This window comes from Pseudomonas sp. FW305-3-2-15-C-LB1, assembly GCF_058787615.1.
Genome location: NZ_JBYSZX010000028.1, coordinates 22761 through 40244, shown reverse-complemented (window position 1 = coordinate 40244; position 17484 = coordinate 22761). Strand labels below are relative to the sequence as shown.

Annotated in this window: 16 protein-coding genes and 1 pseudogene; 8 read left to right on the top strand and 9 right to left on the bottom strand. The window is 59.6% G+C overall.

Annotated elements, in window-relative coordinates:
• The 3 genes and pseudogenes from AC3WP7_RS29265 to AC3WP7_RS29255 all read right to left on the bottom strand — a co-directional run.
• Positions 1 to 1325 (bottom strand): annotated as a pseudogene (locus tag AC3WP7_RS29265) (type IV secretion protein Rhs); the annotation flags it as partial.
• A gap of 198 nt (positions 1326 to 1523) precedes the next feature.
• Positions 1524 to 3005 (bottom strand): methyl-accepting chemotaxis protein, encoded by a 1482-nt coding sequence (locus tag AC3WP7_RS29260; protein WP_102593078.1) that lies wholly within the window; start codon positions 3003 to 3005, stop codon positions 1524 to 1526.
• A gap of 96 nt (positions 3006 to 3101) precedes the next feature.
• Positions 3102 to 3908 (bottom strand): TatD family hydrolase, encoded by an 807-nt coding sequence (locus tag AC3WP7_RS29255; protein ID WP_093530070.1) that lies wholly within the window; start codon positions 3906 to 3908, stop codon positions 3102 to 3104.
• A 235-nt stretch (positions 3909 to 4143) separates the two neighbouring features.
• Here AC3WP7_RS29255 and AC3WP7_RS29250 point away from each other — a divergent pair, with 235 nt between their 5' ends.
• The 3 genes from AC3WP7_RS29250 to AC3WP7_RS29240 all read left to right on the top strand — a co-directional run bounded on the left by AC3WP7_RS29250 (position 4144) and on the right by AC3WP7_RS29240 (position 6661).
• Entirely contained in the window at positions 4144 to 5565 is a 1422-nt protein-coding gene (locus AC3WP7_RS29250; RefSeq protein ID WP_102593079.1) for an MltF family protein, read from the top strand.
• 102 nt (positions 5566 to 5667) lie between these two features.
• Positions 5668 to 6102, top strand: coding sequence for a DoxX family protein (locus AC3WP7_RS29245; protein ID WP_071488540.1), 435 nt, complete (start codon positions 5668 to 5670; stop codon positions 6100 to 6102).
• Positions 6103 to 6352: 250 nt separating this feature from the next.
• Positions 6353 to 6661, top strand: coding sequence for a hypothetical protein (locus AC3WP7_RS29240; protein WP_092247660.1), 309 nt, complete (start codon positions 6353 to 6355; stop codon positions 6659 to 6661).
• A gap of 4 nt (positions 6662 to 6665) precedes the next feature.
• Here the strand turns inward: AC3WP7_RS29240 and AC3WP7_RS29235 are convergent, their stop codons facing one another.
• Genes AC3WP7_RS29235 through AC3WP7_RS29225 form a run of 3 tightly spaced genes read right to left on the bottom strand, consistent with a single transcriptional unit; the run spans position 6666 to position 10057 of the window.
• Positions 6666 to 8393, bottom strand: coding sequence for a Gldg family protein (locus AC3WP7_RS29235; RefSeq protein WP_093530074.1), 1728 nt, complete (start codon positions 8391 to 8393; stop codon positions 6666 to 6668).
• Positions 8394 to 8408: 15 nt separating this feature from the next.
• Positions 8409 to 9134: an ABC transporter permease gene (locus AC3WP7_RS29230; RefSeq protein WP_093123348.1), complete on the bottom strand. Its 726-nt coding sequence runs from the start codon at positions 9132 to 9134 to the stop codon at positions 8409 to 8411.
• The gene (locus tag AC3WP7_RS29225) at positions 9131 to 10057 is read right to left on the bottom strand and encodes an ATP-binding cassette domain-containing protein (protein ID WP_093123345.1); all 927 of its coding nucleotides are present in this window, start codon (positions 10055 to 10057) and stop codon (positions 9131 to 9133) included. The genes AC3WP7_RS29230 and AC3WP7_RS29225 overlap by 4 nt, the downstream gene beginning before the upstream one ends.
• Before the next feature lie 217 nt (positions 10058 to 10274).
• On the opposite strand from AC3WP7_RS29225, the gene AC3WP7_RS29220 reads away from it, so the two are divergent.
• Together AC3WP7_RS29220 and greB are read left to right on the top strand one after the other, a co-directional pair.
• Positions 10275 to 11261: a hypothetical protein gene (locus tag AC3WP7_RS29220; protein ID WP_092247672.1), complete on the top strand. Its 987-nt coding sequence runs from the start codon at positions 10275 to 10277 to the stop codon at positions 11259 to 11261.
• A gap of 113 nt (positions 11262 to 11374) precedes the next feature.
• The gene (gene greB / locus AC3WP7_RS29215; RefSeq protein ID WP_092248076.1) at positions 11375 to 11848 is read left to right on the top strand and encodes a transcription elongation factor GreB; all 474 of its coding nucleotides are present in this window, start codon (positions 11375 to 11377) and stop codon (positions 11846 to 11848) included.
• Between the two features lie 45 nt (positions 11849 to 11893).
• Here the strand turns inward: greB and AC3WP7_RS29210 are convergent, their stop codons facing one another.
• Positions 11894 to 14404 carry an ABC transporter permease gene (locus AC3WP7_RS29210; RefSeq protein WP_102593080.1) on the bottom strand — a complete coding sequence of 837 codons (2511 nt, stop codon included), beginning with the start codon at positions 14402 to 14404 and terminating at the stop codon, positions 11894 to 11896.
• Positions 14404 to 15087, bottom strand: coding sequence for an ABC transporter ATP-binding protein (locus AC3WP7_RS29205; RefSeq protein WP_005786391.1), 684 nt, complete (start codon positions 15085 to 15087; stop codon positions 14404 to 14406). The genes AC3WP7_RS29210 and AC3WP7_RS29205 overlap by 1 nt, the downstream gene beginning before the upstream one ends.
• Positions 15088 to 15097: 10 nt before the next feature.
• Between AC3WP7_RS29205 and AC3WP7_RS29200 the strand changes: the two genes are divergently transcribed.
• The 3 genes from AC3WP7_RS29200 to AC3WP7_RS29190 all read left to right on the top strand — a co-directional run bounded on the left by AC3WP7_RS29200 (position 15098) and on the right by AC3WP7_RS29190 (position 17096).
• Positions 15098 to 15703, top strand: a complete 606-nt coding sequence (locus AC3WP7_RS29200; RefSeq protein WP_092247678.1) for an arylesterase — start codon at positions 15098 to 15100, stop codon at positions 15701 to 15703.
• Between the two features lie 58 nt (positions 15704 to 15761).
• Positions 15762 to 16055: a hypothetical protein gene (locus tag AC3WP7_RS29195; RefSeq protein ID WP_010211879.1), complete on the top strand. Its 294-nt coding sequence runs from the start codon at positions 15762 to 15764 to the stop codon at positions 16053 to 16055.
• A 72-nt stretch (positions 16056 to 16127) separates the two neighbouring features.
• Positions 16128 to 17096: a L,D-transpeptidase family protein gene (locus tag AC3WP7_RS29190; protein ID WP_092247681.1), complete on the top strand. Its 969-nt coding sequence runs from the start codon at positions 16128 to 16130 to the stop codon at positions 17094 to 17096.
• 134 nt (positions 17097 to 17230) lie between these two features.
• Here AC3WP7_RS29190 and oprI read toward each other — a convergent pair whose 3' ends face one another.
• Positions 17231 to 17482, bottom strand: coding sequence for an outer membrane lipoprotei OprI (oprI, locus tag AC3WP7_RS29185; protein ID WP_003172710.1), 252 nt, complete (start codon positions 17480 to 17482; stop codon positions 17231 to 17233).
• Between the last annotated feature and the right edge of the window lie 2 nt (positions 17483 to 17484).

Sequence of the window (17484 nt, the reverse complement as noted above, 5' to 3'; positions counted from 1 at the left end):
CCATCGGTGAGGGTCAGGAGTTCCTCGCCGGTGACCATCGACACCGGGCAGCCGTTGGTGGCGGTCTTGTCCGAAGATGCCGCCGCATCCCCATTCGGGTTGCGAGCAGAAACCGGCACGTCATCCACATGCTCTTGCTGAACTAACACGGTTCGCTGGGACTTGTTGCGCACCACCGGCACCGCGTTGGAAACCACCTGATCCCCAGCCTTCAACGGCGCATTCGGAATCACCCGGATCGGCTTCGCGGAGCTACCCAGCAGCAACGGCCTGGCCGCCTCGACATGCGCCTCCAACCGAGGCCCGACCACCTGGTCCGCCAGCATTTGCAGCCATTTACGCACGCGCTCGGACTTGATGTGCCCCAGCACCTGCATACCCAAACGAAGCTGAACCCCCATGCCTCGCGTGGCCCAGATCAGAAACAGATTGATCAGCACCTCGCCGGTCATCTCGCCCAGCAGCTCGTACATCTGCGGCGGCGGCAGCATGCGTACCCAGGCAACCAGGGCCGACAGATAGATAAACATCAGCGGCTCATCGCTGAGCACAAGCAGGCCCTGGGCAATGGTGTCCTTGCCCAGTTTCAACAGTTCATCCAGTTCGGCCTGGGAGACGTACTGCAGCAGTTTCTGGCTATTGCTCTTGAGGTCCGCCAGCAGGTCGTACAGTTGTGTGAAGTTGTCCCACAGGTTGTAGAGCGCCTTGGCCATGCCGCTGGAAAACGCCATGCCCTGCATCGCACTGCGTTCCAAGGATATGGCGTTGGCAAAGTCGCTCCATTGCGGCTTGAAGGTCTTCGCCCACTCATCACGCAGGCCCATTTCCAGCCCCGCGATCACCGACTGATAAGACGCATACAGCGCCTTGATGTGATCCTTGGAAACGTTGGGATAGAGGGTGATCTGGTAGCGCTGATCGCGGGTGCAGTCGCTGACTTCAAGCATGCCGCTGGGGCCGATGGTGTGATGGATCGGCGAACCCATTGGGCTGCCGTCAGGCGCAATCGCTTGCAGCATCACCGGCGTATTGCCGATAGGCACAAACCGCGTGCTCTCGAACATATGCACCAGGGTCAACGCACCCTGGGCCTTACAGGTGGCAACCGTGCGATTCGGTTTCTTGGAGGACGCCGGAGCGACGAGGGAAACCTCGTCGCCGACCTTGAACACCTGCTCGACTTCCAGCGCCAAGCCGCTCCAGAAGCTTTCGGCCCACTCGTCAAACGTGTTGAGGCATTCACGCAAGTCACGCAGGACGCCTTCAACGTCCGGCGCCTTGGCATCCATGGGCGCCAGGATGAACCGGGCAATAACTGGAGTCATGAGGCTGCCCCATTGAGTGGGGCACGGCTGGAGAAGTGCATCGGCGGTCCCTCGCGCTGATTGATCAGGCGAGAGACTTTGGAGAGGTTGCCAGGGAAAAGAAGTCGGCGTTATTCGTCGGTAGGGCTAGGACGTTTCGCCAAAACCTCGGGCAAACCGAGGCTTTGTTGTAGGCAGAGGATTACGGGTTGAGCAGTCCTACAGTTTCAACTGCCCAATCGCCTTGCTCAGCTCCCCGGCCAAGGTTGCCAGTTCATTACTGGTCGTCGCCGAATCCACGGTTTGCTTCACGGTGTTCTCGGTCACATCCCGAATGCTCACCACCGCACGGTTCATCTCTTCGGCGACGTGGCTTTGCTGCTCGGCAGCGACGGCGATCTGGGTGTTGCTTTCACGCATCTGCGCCACGGCACTGGTGATTTCGGCGAGGGCCGCGCCGGCTTCCTGGGCTTGCTGCACGCAGTCGTCAGCCTTGAACGAGCTTTCCTGCATGAAGTCCACCGCGTCGCGGGTGCCGGCCTGCAGCGCCGAGACCATGCGGGTGATTTCGTCGGTGGAGCTTTGTACGCGTTTGGCCAGGTTGCGCACTTCGTCGGCAACCACGGCGAAACCCCGGCCCATTTCCCCGGCGCGGGCGGCTTCGATGGCGGCGTTGAGGGCGAGCAGGTTGGTTTGCTCGGCGATGCTATGGATCACGCTGACCACACCGTTGATTTTCTGACTGTCCTCGGCGAGCTTCTGGATCATCTCGGCGGTCTGCTGCACGCCCGTGGAGAGGCCGGCAATCGAGCGTTGTACGCGGGTGACCACTTCCTGGCCGCTGCCCGCCAGGGTGTCGGCGGTCTGGGACAGGTCGCGGGTGGCGCCGGCGTGCTGGGCGATGTGGTAGACGGTGGCGGTCATTTCGTTGATGGCAGTGGCGGCCTGGTCGGTTTCGCTTTGCTGGCCGAGCATGCCGTGCTGCACGTCGTTCATGCTGCTGGCCAACCGTGCGGCGCCATCGTCGAGTTGCTGGGCGGTGCGTGCCACGGTGTTGACGACGCGCTGGTAGCCCGCTTGCATGGCGTTGAAGGCGCTGGCCATCTGGCCAACTTCATCCTTGCAGGCCAACGGCACGCGGGCCGACAGGTCGCCGGTTTTCTCTACGTGCAGCATCACGTCTTTCAGGGTGTTGAGTTGGCTGAGCAGGAAGCGGATCAGCAGTTGCGAGGCGCCGAGCATCGCCAGCATCAGGATCAAGACCGCCACTGCATAGTTGGCGAAGCGTTCTTCGAACACCTGGCTCAGGCTTGGCGCGTAGGCAAGCACGGCGACGTATTGACCGTCAGGGCGGGCGATGACTTCGGCACCCATCAGCGGGTTTTCGCCGAACCACGGCATGTGATTGAGTTCGACCCAGCCCAGGTTGCTGCCAAGGGCTGACAGATCCTGCTCCGCCAGTTGTGGGACCTGGCCGCGCTTGAACGTCAGCCAGTGCTCGCCCTTGGGCAATGCTTCGCCAGTCGGCCACGCATTGAACAAGTGTGCCTGGGCTTGCGCCGAAGCCCGGGATGCATCGCTGCGGGACTGTTGTTCAAGCTGCACGGCATAGAGCACCAGCAGCAGGGTGGTAATGAAGGCGACCGCATTGACGGCCCAGAATTTGTACTTCAGCGAGATATTGCTAAGCCAGGCACCCATGGAAGGTTTTCTCTGATAGCGGAAACAGCATTGGCAAGGTGCCATTATTGTGCCGCTATCCAGGAAAACGGTTTTGACATGGGTCAATGCGCCGCATCAATCCACGGCAGGCAGCCCAAAAAAACGACGGGCGCAGGCCGTGCTGTGGCGTGCCAGGTCTTCCACGCTCTCGTTGCGGTGCAGGGCGACTTCGCGCAGCACTTCGGGTAGATACGCGGGCTCGTTGCGACCGTTTTTCGGCTTCGGACGCAAGGTGCGCGGTAGCAGGTAGGGGGCGTCGCTTTCCAGCATCAGACGGCCACGGGGAATTTCCCTGACCAGGGGGTGCAGGTGTGTCCCACGGCGTTCGTCACAAATCCAGCCGGTGATGCCGATGTGCAAGTCGAGGTCGAGGTAGCTGAACAGCGCCTGTTGTTCGCCGGTGAAGCAGTGCACCACGGCGGCAGTGAGGTGGTCGCGGTAGTCCTTGAGGATATCCAACAGGCGCTGGTTGGCGTCACGTTCGTGGAGGAATACCGGCAGTTTCAGCTCGATGGCCAGTACCAGGTGTTCTTCGAGGACTTTTTCCTGCTGCGGACGCGGTGAAAAATCCCGGTTGAAATCCAGCCCGCATTCTCCGACTGCGCGTACGCGGTTTTCTTTCAGCAACCCGCGCAAACGTGATGCGCTATCGCCGTTCCAGTCACTGGCAGAGTGGGGGTGGATGCCCGCCGTACTGAACAGGCGTTGGCCGCTTTCATCGAGTTTTTCGCACAGCGCCAGGGCCTGTTCGCTGCCCTCGATGCTGGTGCCGGTGAGTACTAATTGTTGCACGCCGGCAGCATAGGCGCGCTCGAGCACGGCCTGGTGCTTCTCGTCGAAACTGGGGTTGGTCAGGTTGACGCCGATATCAATGAGTTGCATGGTGCTATCTCCGCCTGCGGCCGGAAAGCATATCAGAGCTGTAGATTTATAAGAAAAACGAAGAACTACAACGAGTTATAGCTGTCTTTGAACGTCGCAAGCGACATTGTGGTTGGCTCGCCGCCTTTCATCATGCCGCCGTTGCGTACCTTGCCAGCGCATAAAGCGCTCTGTTTCTGACCCCACCGCCTCGTTTTTCGCGAGGGCGTTGGCCAGTATTCTTTCCGGAGAGCGGATGATCCGACCCTCGGCGTTGCTTATGTTGTGCCTGACGATGCTGCTGCCCATGGCGGCGGTTGCGCGTCTGGACGGGCCGCTGGAAGTGACCAAGCCCGGCAAGGTGCGCGATTTGGCGGAGATTCGTTCAAGCCGCACGTTGCGCGTATTGGTCAACCAGAGCCGTAACAGCTCCGGTGAGGTGCAAGGCCAGGCCATCGGTGTCGAATACCATCGCCTGCGCGCCTTCGAGCAGTACCTCAATGGCCATGCCCGTGATGGCCAGGAGATCAACCTCAAGATCATTCCCAAGGCCAAGGACCAGTTGCTTGGCGCACTGGCCCGTGGCGAAGGTGATTTGGTGGCGCCCGGTGAAGTGCTCGATGTAAAAGCGGGGCACAAGATCAGCACCAGCGACCCGATTGCCAGCGATGTGCCGTTGTGGCTGGTGGGGGTTAAGGGCGAGCGACGGTTTACCAAGTTGGAACAATTGTCCGGCCGCACCCTGGCGTTGACCACCGGTAGCGCCGCGGCGGATGCCATCAACCAGGTCAATCAAAAACTCGCGCTGCACAAGCAGCCGCCGGTGAAAGTGGAGTGGGTGGACCCGACCCTGGCCGTGGAAGATGTGCTGGAGATGGTGCAGGCCGGTATTTTCCACCTGACTATTGTCGAAAAGCCGATTGCCGAGCGCTGGTCGAAGATCCTGCCCAAGTTGCGTTTCGATAAGCAGGTGGCGATCAGCGAGCCGGGCGACGAATACTGGTTCGTGCGCCAGGATGCCTCGATGCTGCGGGCCAGCATTGATCGATTCCTCAAGACCTATCGAACCCCGTCCGATCAGGATGTGGCATTCCAGCGTATCTACCGTCGCCTTTACCAAGTGCGCAACCCATTGGCCCGCGTCGACCGACAGCGCCTGGAAAAACTGCGCCCGGTCTTGCAGAAACACGCCCGCGAGCAGGGCATGGACTGGTTGAACCTCGCCGCACTGGCCTTCAAGGAATCGGCGCTTGACCCTGGCGCGCGCAACAGCGGCGGCCCTACCGGCTTGATGCAGATCACGCCATCGGCGGCGCAACGCGTGGGGGTCAACAACATCGAAAGTCTCGACAGCAACGTGCAGGCCGGCGCGCGGTACCTGGCAATGATCCGTCGCAAGTTCTTCGCCAGCCCCAAGCTCAACGAGCGCGAGCGCATGGCCTTTGTGCTGGCGGCTTACAACATGGGGCCGGAGCGGGTGCAGGGCATGCGTACTGAAGCCAAGCGGCGGGGGCTCAACCCCAACCAGTGGTTTTTCCAGGTTGAACGCATTGCCATGGAGCAGGTAGGGATGGGCGGCGTCAGCTATGTTAATAGCGTCAACAAGTATTTCTTGGCGTTCGATCGGGAGCGGGAGTCCCTGGAACCGCCAGCGCCGAAAATCGCTTCACGGAAGTAATCGATTTTATCGATATTAATCAGGCATTTTTTCGGCTTTTATCATTGTTTTAACTGATTAATATAGCGGCCAACCAACCCTACTTTGAAAAGGATCTGCACCATGAGCCCACTGATCAACCGTATTCTCTCCACTCGCGCCGGTTACGGCCTGACTATCCTGCGCATTGTGGTAGGCATCATCTTCGCCGCCCACGGTTCGCAAAAGCTCTTTGGCTGGTTTGGCGGCTACGGTCTGGCGGGCACTGCCCAGTGGATGGAAAGCATCGGCCTGGCGCCGGGTACGCTGATGGCGCTGCTGTCGGGCGGTACCGAGTTCTTTGCCGGCCTGGCGTTGATCATCGGTCTGCTGGTTCGCCCTGCGGCATTGGGCCTGACTTTCCTGTCGCTGGTGGCGATCTTCTCGGTGCACATCCATAACGGCCTGTTCATGGCCAACAACGGTTATGAGTTCGCCCTGGCCCTGCTCGGCGGCTCACTGGCGGTACTGCTGGAGGGTGCTGGCAAACTGTCCGCAGACCGCGCCATCGCCCACTGATTGGGCTGCAACACCTTGAATCGGCCCGCCCTGTGCGGGCCTTTTCGTTGCTCGGGATTCTTGACACCGCCCCACCGGCTTCTCTAGGATGCCGCTCATGCGCCGATTTAAACAGCTAATTGCGGGGCGCCATGGGTGATCGTCATCGGTCCCGACAGAAGCGTGTTCCATGCTTCGAAATTCCGCTAAAGCGCTGGTTCGGTGTTGCCTCTCACCTGCCCGCAGACTTTTGAGGCAGAGACACGACACGATGAATGCATTACGCCCCCTGATACGCCTGGCCCCGATCACTGCGGACCTCACTCAACGCAACCCGAAAATTCTTCTTGGCGGCAAGCACCAGCCCACGCTATTGCGTTACCTGGATGGTTGGCCGCGTCGCACTGGCCGACCTTCGGCGTTCCTGATCCAGTTTGTCGAAGATGGCGACTCACTTGCGCGTTTTGCCAGCAACAGCTTTGACCTTGCGGTTATCCAGGCCCCAAGCGCCGACAATGCCACCGAAGTCATCCGCCAGTTGACCCGTATTGCACGACAGGGACTGATAGCCCGTCGCTGAACATTCAGTGAATCATGCCGCCGGCTTGCAACCGGCGTCGGCGCTCTCCAAGAAAGACCATCCAGGCGATCAGGCATAACGTCAGCGGCATGGCAAAGATCGCCACCAGCGTTATCGCCAACTCCAGACGACGCACTTGGGCGTAGGCTTCGCGCTGCAGGGTATTCAGCTCCATGGGTAGGCGCAGTCGTTCCTTGTTGAGTGCTTGCAGCTGGGTATTGGTCTCCACTGCCTGGGTGCCGAGGGTGGTTGTCCATGGGCTCAGCCGTTGCCATTCCTGCTCTGTTCGTTGCAAGCGTCGCTCCAGTTCGCTGGCTTTCGAACGATAGGCCTGTCTTGCGACCTCGCGCATACCCTCCAGCACCGTCGGCATGTCCTGCGTTGCCCTTGGGCGAATCGCGACGAGCATGTCGGGGGCGGACAGGTTATCCAGTGTATTCAGAACAAACAGCGCGTTGCCATCGGGCGCCGCGTCGCTGACCTTATCGGTAAGCATGTCGGTGTCAGCGATGACCACAACATGAATCTGCGCGGCTGTTTGCAACCCGGGTGGCAGGCCCTTGATACCATCGGAAAAGACTGAGTAGCTCGGCCCTTCGATGCGTGCAGCAATGACATGGCGCCGTTCTCGGCTCGAAGCCTCTTCAATCACGGAATCGGACTTTGTTGCGCGAGGGGATTGGTTGGCCTCCAACAGCACGGATTGCTCGGAACTTTGCAGGATCGGGGTGAAGGTTGTGCGGCTTTTGTTCAACTGCACCAGCGCCCCACTGCTCGATACTGTCACCCTGTTGAGGTTCCAGGTGCTGATGTCGTTCAGGTTCATTGCCTGTCGTGGCAAGTTCAGCCTGACTCGATTGGGCATATCTGGCGTCTCCCAGGGCGTGTAGAGAGAGTCGACCACCAGCTTGTCCGTCGGCATCCGGATACCCCAGGCGGCAAGCACCTCGTCCAGTCGGCTATTGGCTGGGAATGGGGTTGAGCGTTGTTCGCTCAACGGGTCGATGAACATCATCAATCTACCGCCCCTCAAGACAAATTGCTCAATCCCATACAAGGTCCGTTCCGGCAGTATCCGTGGCTGTACAACCATCAGCGTTTTGATGTGTTCGGGGATTAGAGCGACATTCGGCTCCAGAGCGACCAGTTCGAATTCTCGCCGCACCGCCTGCAGGAGCCGACCTGCGGATTCGTCCATCGGCAGCCCCGACAGCAGCCCAACAACCGGTCGCTCCGGGTGCTGCAACTTGTAGAGCAGGTGGCTTATTTCATATTCGAGCAAGGGCTCGCGCTCGAGGCTGAAAGAACCGATACGGCGCACGCCATGACCGGGGCTCGTGCTGATGAGACCGAGAAACCCTGTGTTCTCGTCGAGCCCTGACAGCCGTGCCTTATAGGCGTCTTCCGAATAGGGAGCGGGTTCAATCACGTGCAGGTTGATCATGCCCCGAGCCTTCTTTTCGTACTCCTTGAGCAGGTCCTCAATACGTTTGCCATAGCGTTTCACGGCGTAGCTTCGTTTCGGGTCGTTATTTGAATTGAAGTAATACATGTCCACCGGGCTTTCGAGCGTTGCGAGCAGTGGGTATACGGGGGGCGATAAAGTGTGGATTTTTTGTTGAGAAAGATCCCAGCGTATATCAGGAAGTTTACCTATCCACACCAGGTTGAAAGCCAGGAAAAGCAAAAAGGTGACGCAAAGCGTCATACCGGTGCGCAGAATGGACCGCATTAAGGGGTTCCCTTCTCATCTGTGTTTGTAGTTGAGTGTGACTGTCGTTGCGGTGAGAAAGGCGAGGATCATGCTAATAAAATAGAGTATGTTGCGCAGTGTGAGTTTTCCATCATCGATACTGCTGAATCGCCAGGTAGGGCTGAGGGATGTCAGGCTGTCGATCAGCCATATAGGGGTGTGGTGTTCAAGTGAGTCCAGTACATAAGAAAGGCCACTGGTTGTCAGTAACAAGCCCAGTGTCAATACGAAAATAACAGTGCGGTGATGGACCAGTGCGCAAATAAAACAGCCTGCGGATAAGTAACTGCCTGCCAGCAACCAACTCGCCAGAAATTGCGAGGCAATGACACCGTTGTCGGCGTTGCCCAGATAGTTCGCAATGATCACCAGGGGGAACATCAGAAACAGGGCGGTGCTGGCCACCAGCCAGGCGGCCAGGAATTTTCCGACAACCCATTCCAACGTCGTGATGGGCAGGGTTTTCATCAGGCTGAAAAAACCTGCGTTGGTTTCATCGGACCAAAGTTGAGTGGTCAGGGCGGGAATCAGCAATAAGTAAAGCGAAGGGTGGAACCGGAAAAATACCTGTAAGTCACTGCCGTTTTGTTCCCGCCACGGACTTACGTACAACCCTAATGTCACTGACAGTATGAGGAAAATGGCAATGTTGAGGTAAGTGCTGGGGTAGCGCGCATAGCTGGTGAGTTGACGCCTCAGAATGATGGGCAATAGTCTCAATGGGACGCCTCTTTGGTCAGGTGGTGGACCACATCATTCAGGCGACCTGGCTCCAGGTTCAGTGAGGTGATTTTCCAGCGCCGGCTGGCAATCAGCGTGTTGATATGGGGATAGATGGTGTGTCCGGGCATGGCGAGAACCGTCACTGTGCCGGGCGCGTTTCGATGCTCTTCGATGCCTGCCACACCTGGAAGGACAGCCAGTGCCAACAGGTCCAGTGGCGTCTCGGCGGTAAGGGTGACTGCCTGGAAGTGACGCGAGTCGCGCTGTAGATCGGGCAGTGGCGTATCGGCCACCAGGCGACCGTTGGCAATTACCAGGGCGCGTGTACACAGTTCGGACAACTCTTCGCAGTGACGCGAGGCAATGATGACCGTCATTTCTTGAGTCAATGATTGGATAAGTGCCTTGAATGCGTGCTTCTGATCCTGCGCGAGTCCTTCGGTGGGTTCGTCCAGCAGTAACAGGGCAGGGCCATGCAGGATGGCCTGGGCAATCGCGACTTTGCGTTTCCAGGCGATAGAAAGGAGGTCGAGGGGGGCATCGAGCACCGGAAACAACTCCAGTCGTGCGACGGACTGTTCCAGGCGGTCACGTTTTTCGGTACCGCGAAAGCCACGAATGGCAGCAATGAAATCCAGGAACGCCTTGACCGACATCGTTGGATGGCCGAGGTCGTTGGACAGTTGATAGCCGACCAGTTGCCTGGCTTCGAGCGGGTGGGTTTGTGTGTTGAAGCCCTGAATATTTATATGACCGCTGGACGGCTGTGTCGAACCGGCAATGACATCGAGCAGGACTGTTTTGGCCGTGTGATCCTGTCCGAACAACCCAAGGCATTCCTGTTGACCGGCACTGAATGAAAAGTCGCTGACAACAGTATTGTTACCCATATGTTTTGTCAGATTGCTTATTTCGATCATTGTTTTACCGAATAAGTTTGGTATGACGTAGGGAGGTTGAAAAAAGGGTACGGGTTGCTCGCGGTTTTGGGAACGTCGGTCAGCATTAATAAGACAAGTCCTACGTGCAGGGCGGGCGGACCACTGAAACAATGTGTCGTGTTTTGGAGTGTCTAATTTTTGATTGTTTATTTTTTGTTTATATAAGCTTTCTTTCCGAATATTGAGGCCTGATTGCATGATGCTGCTACGTACCCTTGTTCTTGAACGCAATGGTCAAGATGCTCCGGTTAACGGTGCACTGCTCTGTGGGTTTGCTGTCGGTCAGACGGCCTCAAACTTCCTTGTGTATAGCCTGGATGAAGAGATAGAGCCTGGAAGTTCCAGGGTCTATATCGCGGCCTTGCGTAAGAAACTTGATCGTTATTTCCTGGGAAGCGTTGAATCCAAGGAAGACCTGCAGGTGGCATTGCATGTTTTCAAGCAAATACTGACATTAGCCGCTTCGGGCGTTAAACCCGGTAGTGTTACCGAAACCCAAGTGCCTTATCATTTTGTCGATTTGAAAGGTTGCAAGTTGCCACCGGCCAGGCCTGAGGATCATCATTCGGTGATCATCAAGAAAGCGCTGGTGATGAAAGTGATCACCCTGGGCATGTCTGCGCCGACGTTGCCAGCGATCGAAAGTGCTTCAGTGATTGTGCCGTCCATTCGGTTTTCGTCACAAATGATCTCTCCTCCCAAGAGCGCGAGCCCACCCGAGTCGGTCCGCCCTCCGCTGCATGAACAACCGGTTGAGGAGCCCCGGCAGGCACCCTTGAGCACGCCAGTGGACATGGCGCAGGCCGCACCTGCCATTCCACGTGAGCCTGATGCGCCGGTGCCAACGAAGTTCATGTCTTCAGGCGACAACAGTACATTGTTCGAAGTCGATAGCACGCTGACCAACCTTGCCCGTGTCGCTCAAGAGTTGACCCAGCAAAAACTCGCTGCAATCGAGCGGGAGACTGCACTTGAGCAGTGGCAGGCGCGGCTGCAACAGGAACAAAACCAACTGGATGAGAAGGTTCGAGAGCTGGAACAGCGCACCACTCAACTGCATGATCAGTCGCTTGCCGTCAGCCAGAGGACCGAAGCCTTGAAGGTGATGACGTCACAGGTGTCGGGCTTGCGGCAAAGCCTGCGGGGCATGTTGCTGGAGCTGGATCGCACGCTCGATAGCTAGACCGGCCTGGCTACTTTCACCGGTTCATTTATCATCAACGCCAGCCGGCCGAACCCAGGGCATGAAACCCAGGCGTATCGGCACCTATGGACATTGCCTGGGGATGCAAGCGTTTGAGTACCAAGCTGATTACCAAAGAAGGCCATGAAGCGCTGAAAAAGGAGCTGGATTACCTGTGGCGCGAAAAGCGCCCGGACACCACGCGCAAAGTGACGTGGGCGGCTTCGCTGGGGGATCGCAGCGAAAACGCCGACTACCAGTACAACAAGAAACTGTTGCGTGAGATTGATCGTCGTGTGCGCTACCTGCGCAAACGCCTGGAAGACATGCGCGTGGTGGAGTACATGCCTGAGCAGGAGGGCAAGGTGTTTTTCGGCGCCTGGGTGGATATTGAAAACGAGCAGGGTGAAACCAAGCGTTTTCGTATTGTCGGTTATGACGAGATTTATGACCGGATGGACTACATCTCCATCGATTCGCCCATGGCCCGTGCGCTGTTGCGCAAGGAGGTGGATGACGAGGCTATCGTGCAGACCCCAAGCGGTGAGGTGTGCTGGTGGATCACCGGGATCGAATATGTGAAGTGAGCAAAATGGGCCCGTATTCTGTAAGGAATCCGGGCCCATCGCATTTCAACCTTCGCGCAACACCGTCAACGGGCTGGCATTCAGCGCGCGGCGGGTGCCAAACACACCGGCACCGCCGATCAGCACGGCACCGATCACCGGTAGCAGCAACAGCCACGGGTGAGGGTGCCAGGCCAGGTCAAATGCGTAGCGGTACAGCACGAACGTCACCAGCTCCGTGCCCAGCGCCGCCAGCAACCCACTGACGGCACCCAGCAAACCGAACTCGATGCGCCTGGCCTTGACCAGCAGCTTGCGTTCGGCGCCTAACGCACGCAGCAGCGCGCCTTGGCGAATGCGTTCATCCAGGGTGGCTTGCAGGCCTGAGAACAACACCGCCATCCCTGCCGCCAGTACAAACAGCAACACGTACTCCACCGCCAGGGTCACTTGGGCGAGGATGCTGCGCAATTGCTCCAGCAACGCCTCGACTTGCAGGATGGTTACCGCCGGGAACGCTCGGGACAGGTCGACGATCTGCTGGTCATACCCGGGCGCCAGATAGAAGCTGGTCAGGTAGGTGGCCGGCAGGTCCTTCAAGGTACCCGGTTGGAAGATCATGAAGAAGTTGGGCTGGAAGTTATCCCAGTTGATGGTGCGCAGGCTGGTGACCCGCGCTTCTCGATTCTCTCCGCCCACGGTGAAGACCAGGTGGTCGTCGAGCTTGAGTTTGAGGCTTTCCGCTACCTTGGCTTCGACGGAGACACCCGGGATTTCATCGGCAGGTTGCGCCGACCACCACGAGCCCGCCGTCAGGGCGTTGCCTGGTGGCAGGTCGGCGGCCCAGGTCAGGCTCAGGTCGCGTTGCACCGCACGGTCGCCGCTGGAGTCCTTGCTGACGATTTCCTGTACCGGTTCGCCATTGATACTGATCAGGCGCCCCGGCACCACCGGGTACAGCGGTGCGGATTGCGCCTGCAGTTCCAGCAGGCGGGCGCCAAAGGCATCCTTGTCGGCCGGCAGGATGTTCAAGGCGAAATAGTTCGGTGCGTCCTTGGGCAGCTGGTTTTGCCAGGTGTCGAGCAGTTCGCCACGCAACAGGGCGATCAAGCCCATGGACAGCAGGATCAAGCCGAATGCCAGGGATTGACCGGCCGCTGCCAGTGGGTGACGCAGGAGTTGGCCCAGACCCAGGCGCCACGGCAGGGAGGCGCGGGCCAGCAGTCGCCGCAGGCTTTGCAGCAAGAGCAGGAGCAAGCCACCGAGTACCAGTGCCGCAACCACCCCGCCACCGAGCAGGGCGAAGGTCAGCACCAGGTCGAGGCTCAGGCGCCACATGATCAGGCCCAAGGCGAACAACGCTGCGCCATAGACCATCCAGGTGCTGGAAGGGATCGGCAGCAGGTCACGGCGCAATACCCGCAGCGGTGGCACTCGACCCAATGCGGCCAGCGGGGGCAGGGCGAAGCCGGCGAGGGCGACCAACCCGGTGCCGATCCCGGCAACCGCCGGTAGCAGCCCGCCGGGTGGAACGTCCGCGGGTAACAGGTCGTGGAGAAAGTAGAACAGGCCAAACTGCGCCAGCCAGCCAAGCAGGGCGCCGACCAGGCTGGCGAAAAGCCCCAGGACGCTCAGTTGCAGGCTGAACAGCAACATGGCTTCACGTCGTGACAAGCCCAGGCAGCGCAGCAGTGCACTGGCGTCGAAACGTCGCGTGGCAAAGCGATTGGCCGACAGCGCCACCGCCACACCCGCCAGCAATACGGCGACCAGGCTGGCCATGTTCAGGTAGCGTTCTGCCTTGCCCAGGGCGCCGCCGATCTGCTGGTTGCCGTCCCGTGAATCCTGCAGGCGCTGGTTGGCGGCGAGCCCCGGCTTGACCAGATCGCGATAGGTTTGCAGCACTGAGCTGCCCTGTGGCCCGCGCCACAGTTCGCGGTAGCTGACGCGGCTGCCGGGTTGCACCACACCGGTGGCGTCCAGGTCCGCCAGGTTGATCATCACCCTGGGCGTGAGGCTGTAGAAGTTGCCGGCGCGGTCCGGCTCATAGGTGAGCACGCGGGCCAGGCGCAAGGTTTTCATGCCCACATCGATGCTGTCGCCGACCTTGAGGTCCAGCGCCGTCAGCAGCCGCGCCTCCACCCAGGCTTCACCGGGCTTCGGGCCGCCCCCAGGGGTTTGATCGCCAAAAGGCGCGGCTGCGCTTTTCAGTTCACCGCGCAGCGGGTACTGCTCGTTGACCGCCTTGATGCTGGAGAGCTGGATGCCGTTATCGGTGGCAATGACGCTGGAAAACTCCACGACGCGGGCGTGGTCCAGGCCCAGTTCGGTGCCGGACCGGATCTGCTCGGGGCGGGCTGGCGAGCTGCCTTCAAGCACCAGGTCGGCGCCGAGGAATTCGGTGGCGCGCAACAACATCGCACCGTTGAGGCGCGCGCCGAAGTAACCGATGGCGGTGCTGGCGGCCACGGCCACCAACAAGGCGAAGAACAATACGCGCAATTCACCGGCGCGGGCATCGCGCAGTAATTGGCGCATTGCCAGGCTGAACAGGCGCAACAGCGGCAAACGTGCCATCAAGGCTCCAGGGGCGCGACCATCAGGCCGGCTTCAAGACGGATCAGGCGTCGGCAACGGTGGGCCAGGCGCTCATCGTGGGTGACCAGCACCAGGGTCGTGCCGCTCTCCTTATTGAGTTCGAACAGCAGGTCGCTGATGCGCTCGCCGGTGTGGCTGTCGAGGTTACCGGTGGGTTCATCGGCAAACAGCACGTCCGGTTCGGCGGCAAAGGCGCGGGCAATCGCCACCCGTTGCTGTTCGCCACCGGAGAGTTGGCGTGGCGAATGGGTCAGGCGTTGGCCCAGGCCTACGCGCTCGAGCAGGTGCCTGGCCCGTTCGCGAGCGTCTTTGCGGCCGTCCAGTTCCAGTGGCAGCATGACGTTTTCCAGGGCGTTGAGGCTGTCGAGCAATTGGAAGGATTGGAATACGAAGCCCACATGCTCGGCACGGATGCGCGCGCGCTGGTCTTCGTCGAGGGTACTGAGGGCTTGCCCGGCGAGGGTGACTTCGCCGCTGCTGGGCAGGTCGAGGCCGGCCAGCAGGCCGAGGAGGGTGGATTTGCCGGAGCCGGAGCTGCCGACGATAGCCAGGCTATCGCCCTTGTTCAGTTCCAGGCTCAGTTCGTGCAGGATAGTCAGTTCACCTTCCGCGCTGGGAACCACTTTGCTAAGGTTCCGCGCGGTGAGAATGCTTGCGCCCATGGAGAATCCGATGCGAATGTGGTTTTTGAGTGCTGGCCTGGCCTTGATGTGCATGGCCCAGAACGCAGCGGCGGGTACAGTCCTGATCGTTGGCGATAGTATCAGTGCCGGTTTCGGCCTGGATACCAGCAAAGGGTGGGTAGCCCTGCTGCAGCAACGGCTCAAGCAGGAAGGTTTCGACGATAAAGTGGTCAATGCCTCCATCAGTGGCGACACCAGTGCCGGAGGCCTGGCGCGGCTGCCGGCGGCGCTTGCAGAGCACAAGCCGGATGTGGTGGTTATTGAGTTGGGGGGCAATGATGGCCTGCGCGGGCAACCGCCTGCGCAATTGCAACAAAATCTTGCATCGATGATTGACCAGTCCAGGGCAGGTGGCGCCAAGGTGTTGTTGTTGGGGATGCAATTGCCCCCCAATTATGGCCCGCGATACACCACCGCGTTTGCCGAAGTCTATGGCGAGCTGGCCAAGCAAAAGAATGTCCCGCTGGTGCCGTTTTTCCTCGATGGTGTGGGCGGTCACCCGGAGCTGATGCAGGCCGATCAACTTCACCCGGCGGTCGGCGCCCAGGGCAAGTTGCTGGAAAATGTCTGGCCGACGTTAAAACCGCTGCTATGACGCTTTTCTACCGGCAGGCTTTCGGCTAAGGTGGCGCCCCCCCGATTTGGAGCCCCTGATGTCGCGTCCTGCCTGGTCCCTGTTTAACTACCAACTGATCGAGCCGGACGAGCAGCTGGATCTGTTCGCCTGCCAGGAAGTGCGGGTGCATCTGGTGGCACGTCAACTGGAACTGGGTGGCTCCATCGATCGCACGCTGTGCGGCACCCTGTTGCCGGCGCAACCGCGTTGGTCGCGAGTCGATCGTTCGATTTTCCAGGACCAGCGCCTGTGCCCGCTGTGCCGTGCCATCCTGGAGTCCCAGAAGCGCGGCACGCCGCCGATCTGGCCGGAGCTGCGTTTCGAGTTGTAGGGGGCAGCTAGAAGCGCGCTTCACGTATACAATCGATGTTTACCTACCCGTCGTCTGCGAAGGATTTACCGGATGTTGTCGCGCCTTTCCGTCGTCACCTGCTGCCTGTCTCTCGCTGCGCTATGTGCGGCCGGTTCTGCGTCAGCTTTGCAGTTGCCATTGCCCCCACCGGGTGAAGACATCGTCGGCCAGGTCCAGGTGATCAAGGCCAAGTACGAAGACACCTTTGCCGACCTGGGCACCACCTATGACCTGGGCTATTCGGAGATGGTCGCGGCCAACCCGGGCGTGGATGCCTGGTTGCCGGGTGCGGGTACCGAGATCGTATTGCCGACGCGTTTCATCCTGCCGCCGGGGCCGCGCGAGGGCATCGTGATCAACCTGGCGGAATACCGGCTCTATTACTACCCCAAGGGTCAGAACGTGGTCTACACGTTCCCGTTGGGGATTGGTCGTGAAGGCTGGGGTTCACCCATTGCCCATACCAGCATCATCGCCAAGACACCCAACCCGACCTGGACCCCGCCCGCCTCGATCAAGGCCGAGCACGCCGCCAACGGCGACCCGCTGCCCAACGTGGTGCCGGCCGGCCCGGACAACCCGCTGGGGCCGTTCAAGTTCACCCTGGGCACACCGGGTTACCTGATCCACGGTTCCAACATGAAATTTGGTATCGGCACGCGTACAAGCCACGGCTGCTTCCGCATGTTCAACAACAATGTGCTGGAGATGGCCGGCATGGTGCCGGTGGGGACATCGGTGCGCATCATCAACGATGCCTACAAGTTCGGCAGCAGTGGCGGCAAGGTGTACCTTGAAGCGCATACGCCGTTGAATGATGACGGTACGCCGTCGGTGGTCGACAAGCACACTGCGGTGATCAACGCCTTGCTCAAGCGTGAAGACCTGGCCAACAATTTGCGGGTCAATTGGGATCAGGTACGTGACGTGGTCGCGGCGGAAGATGGTTTGCCGACGGAAATCGGTGTGCCCGGCGCAGCGGCGGTCGCCGCCAGCGCGCCGATCGATCTGCAGCAATAAGGCACGACATCAAACGCCCGCCAAGGCCCTGCGCCACGGCGGGCTTTTTATTGCCCGTGATCCAGGCACAAATCCCAGGCAATAAAAAAGCCGACCCATAAATGGATCGGCTTGATAACAACCCCGAGGGATTATTACTTGCGGCTAGCTTTTTCAAGCATGCGCAGAGCGCGCTCGTTAGCTTCGTCAGCAGTCTGTTGTGCCTTTTGAGCAGCAGCCAGCGCTTCATCAGCTTTACGGTAGGCTTCGTCTGCACGGGCCTGGGAGCGAGCTGCTGCGTCTTCAGTCGCAGTCAGACGAGCTTCGGTTTCTTTGGAGACGCTGCTGCAACCGGTAGCCAGAACTGCGGCCAGAGCCAGAGCAGAGAATTTCAGAACGTTGTTCATCG